General features: G+C 62.5%; 17 protein-coding genes and 1 tRNA gene. 7 read left to right on the top strand and 11 right to left on the bottom strand.

The window, feature by feature from the left end:
* Positions 1-166: 166 nt before the first annotated feature.
* The 4 genes from Q0S71_RS14915 to Q0S71_RS14930 all read left to right on the top strand — a co-directional run bounded on the left by Q0S71_RS14915 (position 167) and on the right by Q0S71_RS14930 (position 3,500).
* Entirely contained in the window at positions 167-1,102 is a 936-nt protein-coding gene (locus Q0S71_RS14915; protein ID WP_295997144.1) for a polysaccharide deacetylase family protein, read from the top strand.
* Positions 1,103-1,183: 81 nt separating this feature from the next.
* Positions 1,184-1,951 (top strand): C1 family peptidase, encoded by a 768-nt coding sequence (locus tag Q0S71_RS14920; protein ID WP_295997146.1) that lies wholly within the window; start codon positions 1,184-1,186, stop codon positions 1,949-1,951.
* A gap of 77 nt (positions 1,952-2,028) precedes the next feature.
* Positions 2,029-2,517: a hypothetical protein gene (locus tag Q0S71_RS14925; protein WP_295997148.1), complete on the top strand. Its 489-nt coding sequence runs from the start codon at positions 2,029-2,031 to the stop codon at positions 2,515-2,517.
* Positions 2,518-2,579: 62 nt separating this feature from the next.
* On the top strand, positions 2,580-3,500 hold the full coding sequence (locus Q0S71_RS14930; protein ID WP_295997151.1) for a type 1 glutamine amidotransferase domain-containing protein: 921 nt from the start codon (positions 2,580-2,582) through the stop codon (positions 3,498-3,500).
* Here the strand turns inward: Q0S71_RS14930 and Q0S71_RS14935 are convergent.
* Positions 3,482-5,194 carry a methyl-accepting chemotaxis protein gene (locus tag Q0S71_RS14935; protein ID WP_295997156.1) on the bottom strand — a complete coding sequence of 571 codons (1,713 nt, stop codon included), beginning with the start codon at positions 5,192-5,194 and terminating at the stop codon, positions 3,482-3,484. The two genes, Q0S71_RS14930 and Q0S71_RS14935, sit on opposite strands and share 19 nt — an antisense overlap.
* A 725-nt stretch (positions 5,195-5,919) precedes the next feature.
* On the opposite strand from Q0S71_RS14935, the gene Q0S71_RS14940 reads away from it, so the two are divergent.
* Entirely contained in the window at positions 5,920-6,060 is a 141-nt protein-coding gene (locus Q0S71_RS14940; RefSeq protein ID WP_295997159.1) for a hypothetical protein, read from the top strand.
* Positions 6,061-6,173: 113 nt separating this feature from the next.
* Here the strand turns inward: Q0S71_RS14940 and Q0S71_RS14945 are convergent, their stop codons facing one another.
* The 10 genes from Q0S71_RS14945 to acs form a co-directional block, all read right to left on the bottom strand.
* Entirely contained in the window at positions 6,174-6,671 is a 498-nt protein-coding gene (locus Q0S71_RS14945) for a hypothetical protein (protein WP_295997162.1), read from the bottom strand.
* Positions 6,672-6,793: 122 nt separating this feature from the next.
* Positions 6,794-6,961, bottom strand: coding sequence for a hypothetical protein (locus Q0S71_RS14950; RefSeq protein WP_295997165.1), 168 nt, complete (start codon positions 6,959-6,961; stop codon positions 6,794-6,796).
* 481 nt (positions 6,962-7,442) lie between these two features.
* Positions 7,443-8,297 carry a hypothetical protein gene (locus tag Q0S71_RS14955; RefSeq protein WP_295997167.1) on the bottom strand — a complete coding sequence of 285 codons (855 nt, stop codon included), beginning with the start codon at positions 8,295-8,297 and terminating at the stop codon, positions 7,443-7,445.
* Positions 8,297-8,641 (bottom strand): hypothetical protein, encoded by a 345-nt coding sequence (locus Q0S71_RS14960; protein ID WP_295997169.1) that lies wholly within the window; start codon positions 8,639-8,641, stop codon positions 8,297-8,299. The genes Q0S71_RS14955 and Q0S71_RS14960 overlap by 1 nt, the downstream gene beginning before the upstream one ends.
* A 14-nt stretch (positions 8,642-8,655) precedes the next feature.
* Positions 8,656-8,883: a hypothetical protein gene (locus Q0S71_RS14965; protein WP_295997173.1), complete on the bottom strand. Its 228-nt coding sequence runs from the start codon at positions 8,881-8,883 to the stop codon at positions 8,656-8,658.
* Positions 8,880-9,122 (bottom strand): AlpA family transcriptional regulator, encoded by a 243-nt coding sequence (locus Q0S71_RS14970; RefSeq protein WP_295997175.1) that lies wholly within the window; start codon positions 9,120-9,122, stop codon positions 8,880-8,882. The genes Q0S71_RS14965 and Q0S71_RS14970 overlap by 4 nt, the downstream gene beginning before the upstream one ends.
* A 125-nt stretch (positions 9,123-9,247) precedes the next feature.
* Positions 9,248-9,784, bottom strand: coding sequence for a hypothetical protein (locus tag Q0S71_RS14975; RefSeq protein WP_295997178.1), 537 nt, complete (start codon positions 9,782-9,784; stop codon positions 9,248-9,250).
* On the bottom strand, positions 9,781-11,046 hold the full coding sequence (locus Q0S71_RS14980) for an integrase arm-type DNA-binding domain-containing protein (RefSeq protein ID WP_295997179.1): 1,266 nt from the start codon (positions 11,044-11,046) through the stop codon (positions 9,781-9,783). Before Q0S71_RS14980 ends, Q0S71_RS14975 begins: the two co-directional genes overlap by 4 nt.
* A gap of 165 nt (positions 11,047-11,211) precedes the next feature.
* Positions 11,212-11,302: transfer RNA gene (locus tag Q0S71_RS14985), tRNA-Ser, on the bottom strand.
* A 77-nt stretch (positions 11,303-11,379) separates the two neighbouring features.
* On the bottom strand, positions 11,380-13,386 hold the full coding sequence (gene acs / locus Q0S71_RS14990) for an acetate--CoA ligase (protein WP_295997182.1): 2,007 nt from the start codon (positions 13,384-13,386) through the stop codon (positions 11,380-11,382).
* Positions 13,387-13,601: 215 nt separating this feature from the next.
* Between acs and Q0S71_RS14995 the strand changes: the two genes are divergently transcribed.
* Positions 13,602-14,213 (top strand): YqhA family protein, encoded by a 612-nt coding sequence (locus Q0S71_RS14995; protein WP_295997185.1) that lies wholly within the window; start codon positions 13,602-13,604, stop codon positions 14,211-14,213.
* A 33-nt stretch (positions 14,214-14,246) separates the two neighbouring features.
* On the top strand, positions 14,247-15,788 hold the full coding sequence (locus Q0S71_RS15000; protein ID WP_295997187.1) for a fumarate hydratase: 1,542 nt from the start codon (positions 14,247-14,249) through the stop codon (positions 15,786-15,788).
* Positions 15,789-15,895: the final 107 nt, after the last annotated feature.

Consider the following 15,895-nt stretch of genomic DNA (forward strand, 5'->3'; position numbering starts at 1 on the left):
CAAGTCTAGCGCCGGCGACACCGCGATCTAGACTTGGGGTCCGCTCGCGCCGGCGACACTTGGGGTCGGACCCCGATGGCCACGTCGCCGGCAGCCCACCCGCACGCTCTCCCACTTCGGCTATAGTGTCGGCGACCTCCACCGCCATCGACACCGAAGCCCCCCCATGACCTCACCCGCCTTCCCGCACCCGCGTTCGCGCCCGCTGACGCTGCCGCGCACCCTGCTCGCCGCCACCCTGTTGCTGGCCGCCTTCGCGCCATCGCACGCCGCCGCGCAGGCCGAAATCGGCCACACCACCATCGTCGACAACACCCCGGCGACGCCGCCGGCCATCCACACGGTCGAGGAGGAAACCCGCCACATCCGCAAGCACTCGCTCAAGCGCCTCAACGACAAGCTGACCGTCGAAGCGACGACGCTGGAGCTCGGCTGCAAATACGAGTCCGACATCGCCACCGCGCCACCGCCCATGCACGTGGCGCTGACCTTCGACGACGGCCCGTCGCCGCAAGGCACGGAGCTGATCCTCGGCCTGCTGAAAAAATATAATATTCCGGCCACCTTCTTCATGATCGGCGAAAAGGTCGAAAAATATCCCGAGTTGATGGCGCTGGTGCGCGCGTCCGGCCACCAGGTGATCGGCAACCATTCCTGGGATCATCCGAACTTCCACGACATCGGCGCCGTCGAACAGGGCGACGAAGTGCTGCGCGACGAAGCCGTGCTGGCGGCCGACGTGACGACCAAGCTGTTCCGCTACCCCTACGGCAATTCCTCGTGCGAGACCAACCAGCTGGTGCGCGCGCGCGGCTATAAAATCGTCGGCTGGCACATCGATTCCTGCGACTGGGCCTACGACAAGACCGGCAGCGTCGACGCCAGGGAAGCGATCTCCTGCGGCGTGCTGCCGCAATACCGCGACGACTACGTCGGCCACGTCGTGTCGGCGGCGCGGGCGCGCAAGGGCGGCATCATCCTGATGCATGAAATCCATCCGAACACGCTGAAAAAACTGGAACAGATCATCGTCGCCATGCAGGCGGACGGCTTCATCTTCGGCAGCATACTCGACGCCGATTTCCAGCCTTCCCTCAGATAAATAAGGCTTATCGGGCGCCGTCGCGGCCCCGATTCTGTCATGCTGGCAGGCCCGATGCGAATTACGTAAAGAGAGGCTAGCATGGCATACACCACCAAAAAATTCGGCTGGATACCCGACTTGCCGGACCAGCGCGACATCATCTATTCGGCCCGCAACGAGGCCATGGCGGCGCCGCCGGCGCTGGTCGATTTGCGCAGCCAGTGTCCGCCGGTCTACGACCAGGGCCAGCTGGGCAGCTGCACCGCCAACGGCATCGGCGGCGCCGTCCAGTTCGAGCGGCTGAAACAGAAGGCCGCGCCGGACTTCGTGCCGAGCCGGCTGTTCATCTACTACAACGAGCGCGTCATCGAGCACACCGTGCAGTCCGACGCCGGCGCGCAAATCCGCGACGGCATCAAGACCGTCGCCAAGCAGGGCGATTGCGCCGAAACGGAGTGGCCCTACGACGTCGCCAAGTTCGCCCACAAGCCCAGCGCCTCCTGCTATTCGGACGCGCTCAAATACAAGACCATCGGCTACCAGCGCCTGTCGCAAAACCTGAGCCAGATGAAGCAGTGCGTCGCGGCCGGCTATCCCTTCGTGTTCGGTTTCACCGCCTACGACAGTTTTGAAAGCGCCGACGTGGCCAAGACCGGCATCGTACCGATGCCGGGGGCCAGCGAAGAAGTGGTGGGCGGACACTGCATGCTGGTGGTCGGCTACGACGATGCGAAGCAAGCCTTCATCACCCGCAATTCCTGGGGCGCCGGCTGGGGCCAGGCCGGCTATTGCATGATGCCCTACGCCTACCTGCTCGACAACAACCTCGCCAGCGACTTCTGGACCATCCGGCTCGAATCGGCATGATGGGTCCATCGTCGACGAGGCCAAGCTTGGGGTTGACGCTGAGGCCGGTGCTTAGGTTTAGGCCTGGCCCTGGACCGATGCCGACACTGGCCGCCATCGTCCAGGCGCTGGGCCTGCTGGCGGCCTTGAGCGCGCCCGCGCGGGCCGACGAGCACAGCGCCTGCAAGGCGGCGGCGGGCAGCTACCTGAGCGGCGTCGTCATGACCCCGCCCGCGTTCGCGCACGGCCAGTTCCGCCACGGCGTCGAGCTGTCGCACACCCACGTGTCGCTGCGCGCCGACCAGGATGGCCGCGTCTACGACGTGGCCATGGACAACGTCTTCGCCACCGGCTTCCAGGCCGGTCGGACCGGCATCCCGCCGCCGCTGAACACCATTCGCGTCAACGACAGGCTGCAATTGTGCGGACAGCTGTACAGCAAGGGCGTCGGCATCCACTGGGTCCACACCAACTGCGGCGCCAAGCCGACGCCCGCGCATCCTGACGGCTGGGTCAAGCACGTGCACAGCGACGGCACGCTCAGCACTAACGGCGAAAGCAACACGCACTACTGTCCGCTGTTTTAAAGCCCGGCCGGGCGCCAATAATCGGTGCTAGCATACGGCGGTCCTCCTCACGCCGCGCCGCCATGACCGCTTCCGCACCGACCATCCTCATGCCCCTGCCCCACCGCGACTTCGACCCCAGCGAAGTGGCGCTGACGTGGCGGCTGCTGCGCGCCCACGGCTACGAAGTTCATTTCGCGACGCCGGACGGCCGGTGCGGCCACGGCGACCCGCTGATGTTGAGCGGACGCGGCCTCGACCTGTGGGGCGCCGTGCCGCTGCTGCGCCGCCTGAAGCTGATGGGGCTGATCCTGCGCGCCAACGGCGAAGCCCGCGCGGCCTACGCGGCGCTGGAACGCGACCCGCGCTTTCTACAGCCGCTGCGCTACGACGCGCTCGATGCGGCCGATTATGACGGCCTGATCCTGCCCGGCGGCCACTGGTCGCGCGGCATGCGGGCCTATCTGGAGGACGCCACGCTGCAACGCTGCGTGGCGCGCTGCTTCGCGCGCAACTTGCCGGTCGGCGCCATCTGCCACGGCGTGGTGCTGGCCGCGCGCAGCGTCACGGCCGACGGCGCCCACTCGGTCCTGCACGGCCGCCGGACCGTGGCGCTGACATGGGCGATGGAAAACAAGGCGTGGCAGCTGATGCGCTTCGGCGGCCGCTTCTGGGACGCCGCCTACTACCGCACCTACGAGGAACAGGCCGGCGAACCGGCCGGCTACCGCGGCGTGCAGGCCGAAGTGACGCGCGCGCTGGCGAGCCCGGCCGATTTCGTCGACGTGCCGGCGCGGGCCGCCCACCGCTTCCGCAAAACCAGCGGCCTGTTCCGCGACACCGCCGCCGACACGCGCGCCGCCTGGGTGGTCCGCGACGGCAATTATGTGTCGGCGCGCTGGCCCGGCGACGTCCACCTGTTCGCGCAAACCTTCATCGCCATCGTCGGCGCCGATCAGGCCGCTCGCTCAGCGCGGCCGCTCCGTCAAAACGATTCCCACTGATCGGTGCTCGCCAGCTGGGGACGCGCGGCGGCCGATACGCGCGGCGCGACGACGGCGCGGACCGGCGCCGCCCGCATGGCCTTGACCGCGTTAGTTGCGTTAGTTGCGTTAGTTGCGTTAATCGCCCTGGTCGCCGCCGGCGCGAGCGGGCTGGACTTGCTCAGCTTGAAGATGCGCACCACGTCCGCCAGCACGGCGGCCTGGTCCTGCAAGGACGCGGCGGCGGCGGCGGCCTGCTCGACCAGCGCGGCGTTCTGCTGCGTCACCTGATCCATCTCGGCGACGGCGTGGTTGACTTGCTCGATGCCGTCGCTCTGCTCAACGCTGGCGGTGCTGATCTCGCCCATGATATCGGTCACGCGCTGCACGCTGACGACGACCTCGTCCATCGTCGCGCCCGCCACCGAAACGAGCTTGCTGCCGGCGTCGACCTGGTCGACCGAGTCGCCGATCAACACCTTGATTTCCTTGGCGGCGGCGGCGCTGCGCTGGGCCAGGTTGCGCACCTCGGAAGCGACGACGGCGAAGCCGCGGCCCTGCTCGCCGGCCCGCGCCGCCTCGACCGCCGCGTTCAGCGCCAGGATGTTGGTCTGGAAGGCGATGCCGTCGATGACGCTGATGATGTCGACGATCTTGCGCGCCGACGCATTGATCGCGTCCATCGTATCGACCACTTGCGCGACGACGGCGCCGCCGCGCTGCGCCACGGCCGACGCCGCACCGGCCAGCTGGTTGGCCTGGCGCGCGTTGTCGGCGTTTTGGCGCACGGTCGCCGTCAGCTCCTCCATCGAGGAGGCGGTTTCTTCGAGCGAGCTGGCCTGCTGCTCGGTGCGGCTCGACAAGTCCAGGTTGCCGCTGGCGATTTCATGGGTCGCCGTCGCGATCAAATCCGTGCCCGAGCGCACGCGGCCGACGACACCGGCCAGGCTGTCGTTCATGTCCTTGAGCGCCTGCAACAGCTGGCCCGTTTCATCGGCCGAATCGACCTCGATCTCGCTGCTCAAGTCGCTGTCGGCGACGGTGCGGGCGATGCCGACCGCATGCTTGAGCGGCCGCGTGATGCCCACCGTCAGCCACCAGGCCGCCAGCGTGCCGAGCGCGAACACCACCACGCCGACGCTGATGAGGAAATTGCGGCTGGCCGAGTAAATACCGTCGATGTCCTCGGCGCGGCGGTCGATGCTGGCGCGCTGCATGTCTTGCAGCTGCTTGAGCGCGTCGACGTAGGCATTGCCGGCCGGGATGAATTTGGCTTGCAGCACCTGCTCGGCCTGCTCCAGCTGATTGTCTTTTTTCAGCGTCACGATATCGTCGCGCGACGTCAGGAAAGCTTTGCGGATAGGCTGCATGCTGTCGATCAGCGCCTGCTCCTGCGGCGACTCGACCAGCTCCAGCACTTTCTTTTGCAACTCGATGACGGACTTCGAGGACGTCGCCGAGTCGTCGGCGAAGAACGGTCCCAGCGACGGATCGCTGCTCTTGGAAATGGCCGTCGTGCGCCGCACGCTGGTGTGGATCAGGCGGTACCAGTCGCTAATCATGCGCTCCTTGGCCAGCGGTTGCTGCATCATCGCGTGGGTGGCCTGCGCCACCGTCTGCATGCGCCACAGGCCGATGGCCGTCATCAGCGCCATCGAAACGAGTACCAAACCGAAGCCCATTGCCAGGCGCGTCCCTATTTTTAAATTTTTCATGATGTCTCTCAGCCTGAAGGCACGGGTTTGCGGTGCTCCCGTCCCGGAAACCATGTCCAGGCAGGAAGGGCTAATGTACTCTTATGCCGACTGTTGCTCAACAGAAAAATACCATCTGTCGCTTTTACACAGATAGCTCTTACTTATGAGATATCTTGGCGGCGGCGGACCGCGTTCTGAGCGCGTCGATATCGTTGAAGCCGGTCGGGGAGCGGGCGGAGGCGGAGGCGGGGACGGGCCGGACGAGTGCCATCGTTGCCGCGTCCGGCCGCCGCGCCCACGCTGACCACTCGGCATAACGATACACTTTGAATATGACATCATCCGTTTTTTGTCGCCCAAGCTTATTAGGCCGGTGTATGACCGGATGGTCCGTGGCATTTTTCGTGAGCGTGGGCATGAAGATCAGGCCGACAGCGAACGAATTAATCGGGTGAAATAGTACTGGTAGGAATTTTTTTCGCTGCGCGCGGCGCCTGTCGGCGCGCCACCGCACAGCGGTGGCAATTGGGCGATTCGGAGAGGGCTGGGCGAGGTACGCCCAGCCCTTCGAATCCCCCGCGCAAGCCGCGCAGGCGGCTTGCTTCTCTCCGCCCGTCACAAAACAAAAAAGCCACCCGAGGGTGGCTTTTTGCTTTGTATCCGAGAGGGGAAGCCGAATCATTCCCTGAAACCCGCATGGATACTGTGTTTCATCTTTTCAATATAGCGCCATGGATGCACTCATGGATGAACAAGATATTCCTTCTGGCATCTTGGTCGAACCGCGTTCCCGCTTGCGTGTTTGGGAGCAAGGGCGCGGCAACTTTATTTTCTTCTGTTGGAGCGTGACAACAGGTGGAGCGACAACCAGCGCCAGCAAATAGGCTGGAGTTGTGCCGCCCTGTAAGGTTAGACGGCTGGCGCTTCAAAGTTGATGAACGCTAGCCCATCGCGGCAATGCTTATATTCTAGGACTTTCACTTTTGGCACCTGAATATTACTTACCCGAGCCGACCATCGCTTCCACCCTAAGGTCATTCACTGCGTCGTCAAATTTCGTGAGTGCATCATCGAAGTTGCGGTCGCCGGTCGCGCCGAGCGCGGTCATCCAGAATGCTAAGACTCGCTTAGCTTTCTGCTGCTGGTTTGCCTTAAAGAATGTGCTGAACAACCTTGCCTTGCCACCAACGTCAGCCTTTGCTTCCTTGACGCATTTCTGATATTCGCTTGGCTTCTTCGCGAAGTCCTGCTCAACATCCATTCTGAGCTTGTATTTTTCGCTTTCAGGAATCGTTCTGGAGCTTTGCGATAGCAAGTCCAAATATCGCCGACTGTATTCGTTGTCCAATCGAACAGAATCGGTCTTATAGGAAATATCGCACCCGACCAGCAGCTCCCGCATATCGTTAAAGGCCTTTTCTTGCTTTGCTGTTTGGTCGGCCAACGCAACGCTGCTGACAGCTAGAAATGCAATGGAGAGTAAAAGTCTGCGCATGCGTCAATTTCCTCATATTTTCGGTTTGGATTTGTTTGCCAATCAGTCACCGGTGACTTACTGGGCAAGGCGACAAGGTAAGCGGGTCGTTCCGCTTACCTTGTTGTCCTACCGGGTCGGTGTTACTGGATGATGTAGCAGTCGCCCTCGCCGCGACAGGTGGAAATGAGGATAGTCGGCTGGCCTTCGATGTGGCCGTGATGTGTGATGGTCGTGCCGTTGTCGATGGACTGGGCGATGGTCATAACTTCGAGTAGATCGGTTGCGTGTTCAGGTGATACGTGCTTCATGTTTCGTCTGTTCCTCGGTGGTTGGTCGGCTTGTCGAGCCGATAATCGATCTTACTGTTCATGCAATGCTGCCGTCAAGCAATGGTGGCGGAGCCGGTTAGGTGATGACGGGTTCTACCAGTGCGCAGCCCCAGGAATAGCCTAGCGCGGCTTGAGCATGATTCCGTCATTATTTAATAAAATACACTTTATAATCAATTACTTACAACGCAATACGAAATGAGTGTAAAAATACAGGCGTGCGAATCTATTTCGACCTATTGAGCTGCGCCGGTTCACGCAAAAACTAGAATGAGGGGGTGGCAAGGGGTTGCTTTTTGCCACCCCCTCAATTGGGCCTTGTGCCACCCCCTCGGGTCGCCTCTTTTTGCCACCCGGTCGGATAGTCGATTCTCCGGGCTTGGAAGTGAGTTTAGGGGGTGGCAGAGGACAATGTGGAACTACGTTCCACAAAATACAACTTTTCGACCTGAGTTCGGAGCTACCCACATAAAAAGTCATCTCCTTTGTTACGCAGCACGGCGTGCACTTTTTCAAGCTGTTTTGCTGCCGCCTGTCTCGTGATCAGTTCGCCGGTGAGCTGCATGTAGCGTGCTGCAATCATGGCCGCGCTTTCACCCTTGACCATGCGCGAGCAGCGCCATAGCGCATGACGGCGCGCAAGCGATGCCTGTGCGTCGGCCTCACTGAACGTGGGCGTCCGGTGGACCGTTTGCAGGTTGTCATGCAATGCCTGTCGCACCCGCTCGCTGAGGATGGCCATGGCCTCTGCCGCCCTCTTGATTGGAGTCGAGCGCAGGTATGCAGCCTCCCATTGCTGTCTATCTGTCATACTTATTGATTGAACAAGTTTCCATGCGGGTCGCTTGCCCCCATAAAAGGCGAACTCGGCTTCACGGAGAAAGACCGTCTCGCTGCCGGTCAGCAGTGCCTTGCCTCGCTGGTATCGAACGGCGCTCGCGTGTGCGGGGTGCTGGCGGCGCAGCCATGCCAGGTCGGAAAGCATGAGGTCGGCGCACTGGTTGATGGTGGCGCTGTCCAGCGCCAGCACCTCACGCCAGCAAAACGGAGGGATGCCGCGTTCGATCAGCTCGCCCGCCATGACGTAGGCGGTCAGGCGTTTGCCGTCCGCATATGCCGCCCGGTATCGCTGGATCAGGTCGGCCCTGTCTAGCTTTGCTACCCGCCGCCGCGCTTCGTCCAAGGTGTCAGGCGCGACGGAGTGCAGCAGCGACGAGAACGGCTCGTATGCGGGGGTGACGGCCTCCTCCTTCCACGCTGGACACTCGCCCGGATGGAAGACAAGCTCGGCCGCTGTCGGTGCCTCCTGTCGCATCAGGCGGCCGACACGGTGCCGGGGTAGGCCTTGAGGTCGGCCAGCAGCTCGTCAAGCTCGGCGTCTGCCGCCTCGGCCAGCGTCCGGTAGCCGGGCACGGCACGCTTGAGGCAATCCGGGATGCTCTCGGCGCTCCGGTCGCCAAGTTGCAGCCGTTCGGCAAGCGTGGCCCGCTCGGCGGTTCCTTCCGGGAACTGCTTCATGAACGCGGCTGCCTCCCAGATTTCGCCGATGTGGGTGGCGGCATCGGTGATGAGCGACGTGACAGTCTTGGCCTCGTCGGCAAGCCAAAAGACCATGCGCTTGCCGGTGGAGTCGAGGTCGGCGAAATTGATTTTTGGCACGGTAATTCCTTTCGTTATTGGCCGCCGTCAAACCAGATGCCGGACAGCTCGTCGGCCTTCTGATTGAGGTGTTCGGCGATGATGATAGGCGCGCCGTGTCGGGTGCCGTGATGCAGCGTAAAGCCGCCCATATCGATGGAATATTCCAAGCGCGATTCGGCCATCGTCTGCTTGCAGGTGTAGGCGTCAACGGCATGGAAATTCTCGACGGTGAGTGGGTTTGGCATAGGCTTCGTGCTCATTGAGCCACCTGCTTACGGCTGGCTTGAACGCGCGATTGAATCCACGCATCAACCGACGATGCGAGCCAACCAACAGCTCGCTCGCCCAGTTTGATAGGAGCGGGAAAAGTCCCGTTCTTCACCCCGGCGTAGATGCTGGCTCTACCAAATCCGGTGCGCTCTTTAACGCGAGGGAGGCGAAGAATGACCTCTCCCGTCACGGTGTTTACTGGGAGGGGGAGTGCGATTACGTTCGTCATGTCTGATACCTTTCGTAAATGTCTGGTTGCTGCCGGTAAGCAACAACAGACCGAACGATATAACGAGCAGGGCGCAACTGAATATTGCGCGGTCTGAGCGTGCCGGAGCGTGCCGGAGCGCGCCGCTACTTGCCGCTACGCGCCTCTCCTTGCCGCCGCAGTCTTCCTTTTAACATTGGAAAACTGAACATCGTAGTGATGCCCCCATTGCCGCGATATTCGACAAATAAGCCGTCATCAGTCATGCCTAGCAAAGGTGCGGCCCTATCTTCGCGCAGCGCCATTTCGACCAGCGCCGCCCAAACGCTATGAACATCCTCATGGTTCATAGCCAAACTCATCGCGGTTTCGATTGGTGCCGACATGGCGTCTCGACCGCCAGACAATCTATAGAGTTCTCCCGCTGGCGATTTCAAAACCGCCTTTCGGATTTCTCTGTTAATGCTTGCGCGGGCATCATCTATCTTCTCTTGCGCATCGCCATTTTCAATGGTCAGTTTGTGGGTTACTACGCCGGTGGCACTATCAATAAAGGTTTCCTCCGTTAGCCCCCATGTGCTGCCACAGATGCCGGAGGCAATTTCCGGTCTTGGCTCCGGTTCGGTGTTCTCAGTCGCCGTTCCAAATGCGCCCCACTGCTGATAACTTTTACCACTACTCATGCTGCCCTCCGTCCGAAGTTACCAGCCACCACTTTGCCACTGGCGACGCCATCAAGGTAATTTGCCCAGTCCTGCATCATCACGCGCCGCTCGGCCAGAAACTTCGCCCGGTCATAAGCTGCCTCCACCTTGTTCTTTTGTGCGTGGGCAAGCTGGCGGTCTACAACCTCATGCCGGTAGCCCAAGTGCTCCTTGATCGTCGACATTGCAAGGGCGCGGAAGCCGTGGCCGGTCATGCGGTTCTTGTAGCCCATGCGTTTCAATGCAGCGAGGATCGCACCGTTACTCATTGGTTTCTCGTGGTCGCGCTGGTTCGGGAACAGGTATTTTCCGCCACCAGTTAAGGTACGAAGCTCGTGGAGCAATTCCAGCGCCTGACGGGAGAGACAGACGTGGTGGGGGGTAGTGTCTGGGTTCACGGTCAGCTTGCCACGCTTCATACGCTGCCACGGGATGATCCACTCCCCGGCCTCAAGGTCGATTTCGCTCCACGGTGTTTCGATCAACTCCGACGTGCGCACGAAAACCAACATCATCAGGCGCAGCGCAATCCGGGTCGGCTTGAACAGACGGGCGTCGTTCTTGTCCATCGCGGCGAGGAAGGCGGGCAGTTCGTCAGCGGTGATGGCGGCGAAGTGGCCCGCTTTGACCGGCTTAAGCACGTCCTTCATGTCTGCCGCCGGGTTGCGGTTCTCGATGCCTTGCTGGCTGGCGTAGGTGAACACACGGGCGCAAGTGGCCTTGATGCGGTGGGCAATCTCATGTGCGCCCCGGCTCTCGATCTTGCGCAGGGCCGCAATCATGTGCTGGTGCTTGACGGCTCCGATTGGCATGGTGCCGATTTCTGGGAAGATGTCGATTTCCAGTCGCCGGATCGTGTCACGCGCCGTTGCAGGACTCCACGTCGGCAACTTGTTCGTGTGCCACTCACGGGCCAGCTTCTCAAAGGTGTTGGCGTTGGCTTCGCTCTGTTCGCGCTCGCGGTCTTTCTTGTCTTGTCCGGGGTCGATCCCTTGATCCAACAATTTGCGAGCCGCCAAGCGTCTGTCACGGGCCAATGCAAGCGTCACTTCGGGATACTTGCCGAAGGTCAGCCGGTTTGGTTTGCCATTCGCCTGCCGGTAAGCCAGTCGCCAGAATTTTGAGCCGTTCGGCGTGATCTCCAAATACATGCCGTCGCCGTCGCCCAGTGTGTATGTCTTGTCCTTGGGTTTGGCGTTTTTAACGGCGGTGTCTGTCAGTGGTGTGGCGAGTTTAGGCATTTTGCATCCATGCGGTTCGGGGTTTTGCATCCATGGATGAAAGTATGGATGCAAGGATGCTGGATGTAAATGGACGCCAAAAGTGCTTAGCCAACAAAAAACCCGCGTTCTCACTGGGAGAATCGCGGGCTTCTGGACGTTCTTGGACTTCCTACTACTTGTTCTTGGCGGAGAGAGGGGGATTCGAACCCCCGATAGGCTATGAACCTATACACGCTTTCCAGGCGTGCGACTTCAACCACTCATCCACCTCTCCTGCAACTTTCTCCCCTTTCGGGAAGCGCCAGATTATAGCAAGAATTCCAAGGACTACCAAACTTATTCGCCGCAAGCTCAGATCGCTTCTTTGAGCTGCTCCAGTATCGCCGGATTTTCCAGCGTCGACACGTCCTGCGTGATCGTCTCGCCCTTGGCCAGCACCCGCAGCAGGCGCCGCATGATCTTGCCCGAGCGCGTCTTCGGCAGGTTGTCGCCGAAGCGGATTTCCTTGGGCTTGGCGATCGGCCCGATTTCCTTGGCGACCCAGTTGCGCAACTCCGTCGCCAGCCGCTGGGCCTCGGCCCCCGTCGGCCGCGCCTGCTTCAGCACGACGAAGGCGCAGATCGATTCGCCCGTCGTCTCGTCGGGACGGCCCACCACGGCCGCTTCGGCCACCAGCGGATTGGCCACCAGCGCCGATTCGATTTCCATCGTGCCCATGCGGTGGCCCGACACGTTGAGCACGTCGTCGATGCGGCCGGTGATGGTGAAGTAGCCGGTCTCCTTGTTGCGGATCGCCCCGTCGCCGGCCAGATACATCTTGCCGCCGAGCTCGTCCGGGAAATAGCCGGCCTTGAAGCGCTCGGGATTGCCCCAGATGGTGCGTATCATCGACGGCCACGGCCGCTTGACGACGAGGATGCCGCCCTGCCCGTTCGGCACGTCCAGCCCCGCCTCGTCGACGATGGCGGCCATGATGCCGGGCAGCGGCAGGGTGCAGGACCCCGGCACCATCGGCGTCGCGCCCGGCAGCGGCGTGATCATGTGGCCGCCCGTCTCGGTCTGCCAGAAGGTGTCGACGATGGGGCAGCGCTCCTGCCCCACCTGGGTGTAATACCACATCCACGCTTCCGGATTGATCGGCTCGCCCACCGTGCCGAGCAGGCGCAGCGACGTCAGGTCGTAATGCTTTGGATGCACTTTCGGGTCGACGTCGGATGCCTTGATGAGCGAGCGGATCGCCGTCGGCGCCGTGTAGAAAATGCTCACCTTGTGCTTGGCGATGGTGCCCCAGAAGCGGCCCGCGTTGGGGTAGGTGGGGATGCCTTCGAACACCACCTGGGTGGCGCCGACGGCGGTCGGGCCGTAGGCGATGTAGCTGTGGCCGGTAACCCAGCCGATGTCGGCCGTGCACCAGTAGACGTCGTCGCGCTTGATGTCGAAACTCCACTTCATCGTCAGCGCGGCCCACAGCAGGTAGCCGCCGCTCGAATGCTGCACGCCTTTCGGGGTGCCGGTCGAGCCCGACGTGTAGAGGATGAACAGCGGGTGCTCGGCGCCGACCCACTCGGGCTCGCACACCGCCGCCTGCGATGCGACCAGCTCGTGCAGCCAGGTGTCGCGGCCCTCCTTCATGGCGATGGCGCCGCCGGTGCGCTGGTAGACGATGACGTCCCGGATGCTGTCGCAGCCGCCCAGCGCCAGCGCTTCGTCGACGATGGCTTTGAGCGGCAGGTGCTTGCCGCCGCGCAGCTGCTCGTCGCCCGTGATGACGGCCACGGCGCCGGCGTCGATGATGCGCTCCTGCAGCGACTTGGCCGAGAAGCCGCCGAACACCACCGAGTGGGTGGCGCCGATGCGCGCGCACGCCTGCATCGCCGCCACGCCCTGCACCGACATCGACATGTAGATGATGACGCGGTCGCCCTTTTTGATGCCGCGCGATTTGAGGCCGTTGGCGAATTTGCACACCTGGGCGTGCAGTTCCCGGTAGCTGACCCTGGTCACGGCGCCGTCGTCGGCCTCGAAGATGATGGCGGTCTTGTCGGCGTTGCCGTTCTCGAGGTTGCGGTCCAGGCAGTTGTAGGACACGTTCAGGTGGCCGTCTTCGAACCATTTGTAGAACGGCGCGTCGTCCTCGTTGAGGGTGCGGGTGAACGGTTTTTGCCAGACCAGGTTTTCGCGCGCGAGGCGGGCCCAGAAGCCTTCGTAATCGGCGGCGGCCTCGGCGCACAGCGCCTCGTAGGCGGCCATGCCGGACACGGTGGCCTGCGCCGCGAACGCCGGCGGCGGCGCGAAGATGCGCGATTCCTGCGGGCCCTGCTGCTCGGTGCCCTGGCCTTGCGATGGTGTGGTGCTCATGCTGGTCTCCATTATTTGATTTATTTGCCGCTACCATAACGACGGTCGCTTACTGCGCCCTTACAGGCGGCGCCGCCGGCCTGGTCCCCAATTCTACCCACATTCTTCCGGCAGGCGCGGACGGCGGCCACTATCGCGGTCCGATGCGGTTGCCCGGCCGCACGTGTAAAATGTCGGCAGTCCCGACTTTGCACGCCTCCAGGAGATCCGCCGCGATGACCCTACCGCAACGCCCGCCCGCCCCGGCCCGATTGCGCCCGCTGCCGGCCTTCATCTTCATGAGTCGCTGGCTGCAACTGCCGCTGTACCTGGGCCTGATCCTGGCGCAGTGCGTCTACGTGTTCCACTTCTGGGTCGAGCTGAAAGACCTGATCGCCGCCGCGCTCGGCAACGACGTCGCGCTGACCCACATCTTCGCCGCCGTCGCCGTCACCGGCGCGCCCGTGCCCGACAAGCTCAACGAGACCACCATCATGCTGGTCGTGCTGGGCCTGATCGACGTCGTCATGATTTCCAATCTGCTCATCATGGTCATCATCGGCGGCTACGAAACCTTCGTCTCGCGCATGCACCTGGACCGCCATCCGGACGAGCCGGAGTGGCTGTCCCACGTCAACGCCTCCGTGCTCAAGACCAAGCTGGCGATGGCCATCATCGGCATCTCGTCTATCCATTTATTGAAAACCTTCATCAACGCCCAAGCCTACGACGCCAAGGTGCTGATCGCCCAGAGCGCGATCCACACCGTGTTCCTGCTGTCGGCCCTGGCCATCGCCTACACCGACCGGCTGACCGTCGGCACCCACAACAAATCCCGAGTCCATTGATTTTCACCCCGAACACAACCACGCGAGACCACCATGACCATCATTAAGCAAGCAGACCTGATCGAATCCGTCGCCGCCGCGCTGCAATACATCAGCTACTACCACCCGGCCGACTACATCGAGCACCTGGCGCGCGCCTACGCCGCCGAGCAAAGCCCGGCCGCCAAGGACGCCATCGCCCAGATCCTGACCAACTCGCGCATGTGCGCCGAGGGCAAGCGCCCGATCTGCCAGGACACCGGCATCGTCAACGTGTTCCTGAAAATCGGCATGGGCGTGCGCTTCGAGGGCTTCAGCGGCACCGTCACCGACGCCGTCAACGAGGGCGTGCGCCGCGCCTACAATTTCGACGACAACAAGCTGCGCGCCTCCATCGTGGCCGACCCGCAGTTCGACCGCAAGAACACCAAGGACAACACGCCGGCCGTGGTCCACATGGAACTGGTCGAAGGCGACACCGTCGACGTGCGGGTGGCGGCGAAGGGCGGCGGTTCCGAGAACAAGTCGAAATTCGTCATGCTCAACCCGTCCGACTCGCTGGTCGACTGGGTCATGAAGACGGTGCCGACGATGGGCGCCGGCTGGTGCCCGCCGGGCATGCTGGGCATCGGCATCGGCGGCACCGCCGAAAAGGCGATGCTGATGGCCAAGGAAGTGCTGATGGACGACATCGACATGTACGACCTGAAGGCGCGCGGCCCGCAAAACAAACTGGAAGAACTGCGCATCGAGCTGTGCGACAAAGTCAACGCGCTCGGCATCGGCGCCCAGGGCCTGGGCGGCCTGACCACCGTGCTCGACGTCAAGATCATGATGCACCCTACTCACGCGGCCTCCAAGCCGGTGGCGATGATACCGAACTGCGCCGCCACCCGCCACGGCCACTTCGTGCTCGACGGCTCGGGCGCCGCCTACATCACGCCGCCGCCGCTGTCGACCTGGCCGGACGTCAGCTGGGCGCCGGACACGGAAAAATCCAAACGCGTCGACCTCAACACGCTGACCAAGGAAGAAGTGGCCTCGTGGACGCCGGGCCAGACCTTGCTGTTGAACGGCAAGATGCTGACCGGCCGCGACGCCGCCCACAAGCGCATCCAGGACATGCTGGCGCGCGGCGAAGCATTGCCGGTCGACTTCAAGGACCGCGTGATTTATTACGTCGGCCCGGTCGACCCGGTGCGCGACGAAGCGGTCGGCCCGGCCGGCCCGACGACGGCCACGCGCATGGACAAGTTCACCGACATGATGCTGGAAAAAACCGGCCTGATCGCGATGATCGGCAAGGCCGAGCGCGGCCCGGTCGCCATCGAGTCGATCCAGCGTCACAAGTCGGCCTATTTGATGGCCGTCGGCGGCGCCGCCTACCTGGTGTCGAAAGCGATCAAGAGCGCCAAGGTGCTCGGCTTCGCCGACATGGGCATGGAAGCGATCTACGAGTTCGACGTCGTCGACATGCCGGTGACGGTCGCCGTCGATTCGGCCGGCACCTCGGTCCACAACACCGGCCCGAAAGAATGGCAAGCCAAGATCGAAAAGATGAGCAGCGTCAGCGCGATCCCGGTCGTGACGGCCTAATCCATCCCGGTGATAAGGGCATAAACACCCCGGCCTGATTTCCGCCCGCAAACCCGAGCCCCAACCGGGGTCAAGACCGGGGGGGCAAGACCGGGACAAGACCGGGG

Origin of the sequence: Rugamonas sp., assembly GCF_025354735.1 — a bacterium.
GTDB lineage: Bacteria > Pseudomonadota > Gammaproteobacteria > Burkholderiales > Burkholderiaceae_D > Rugamonas.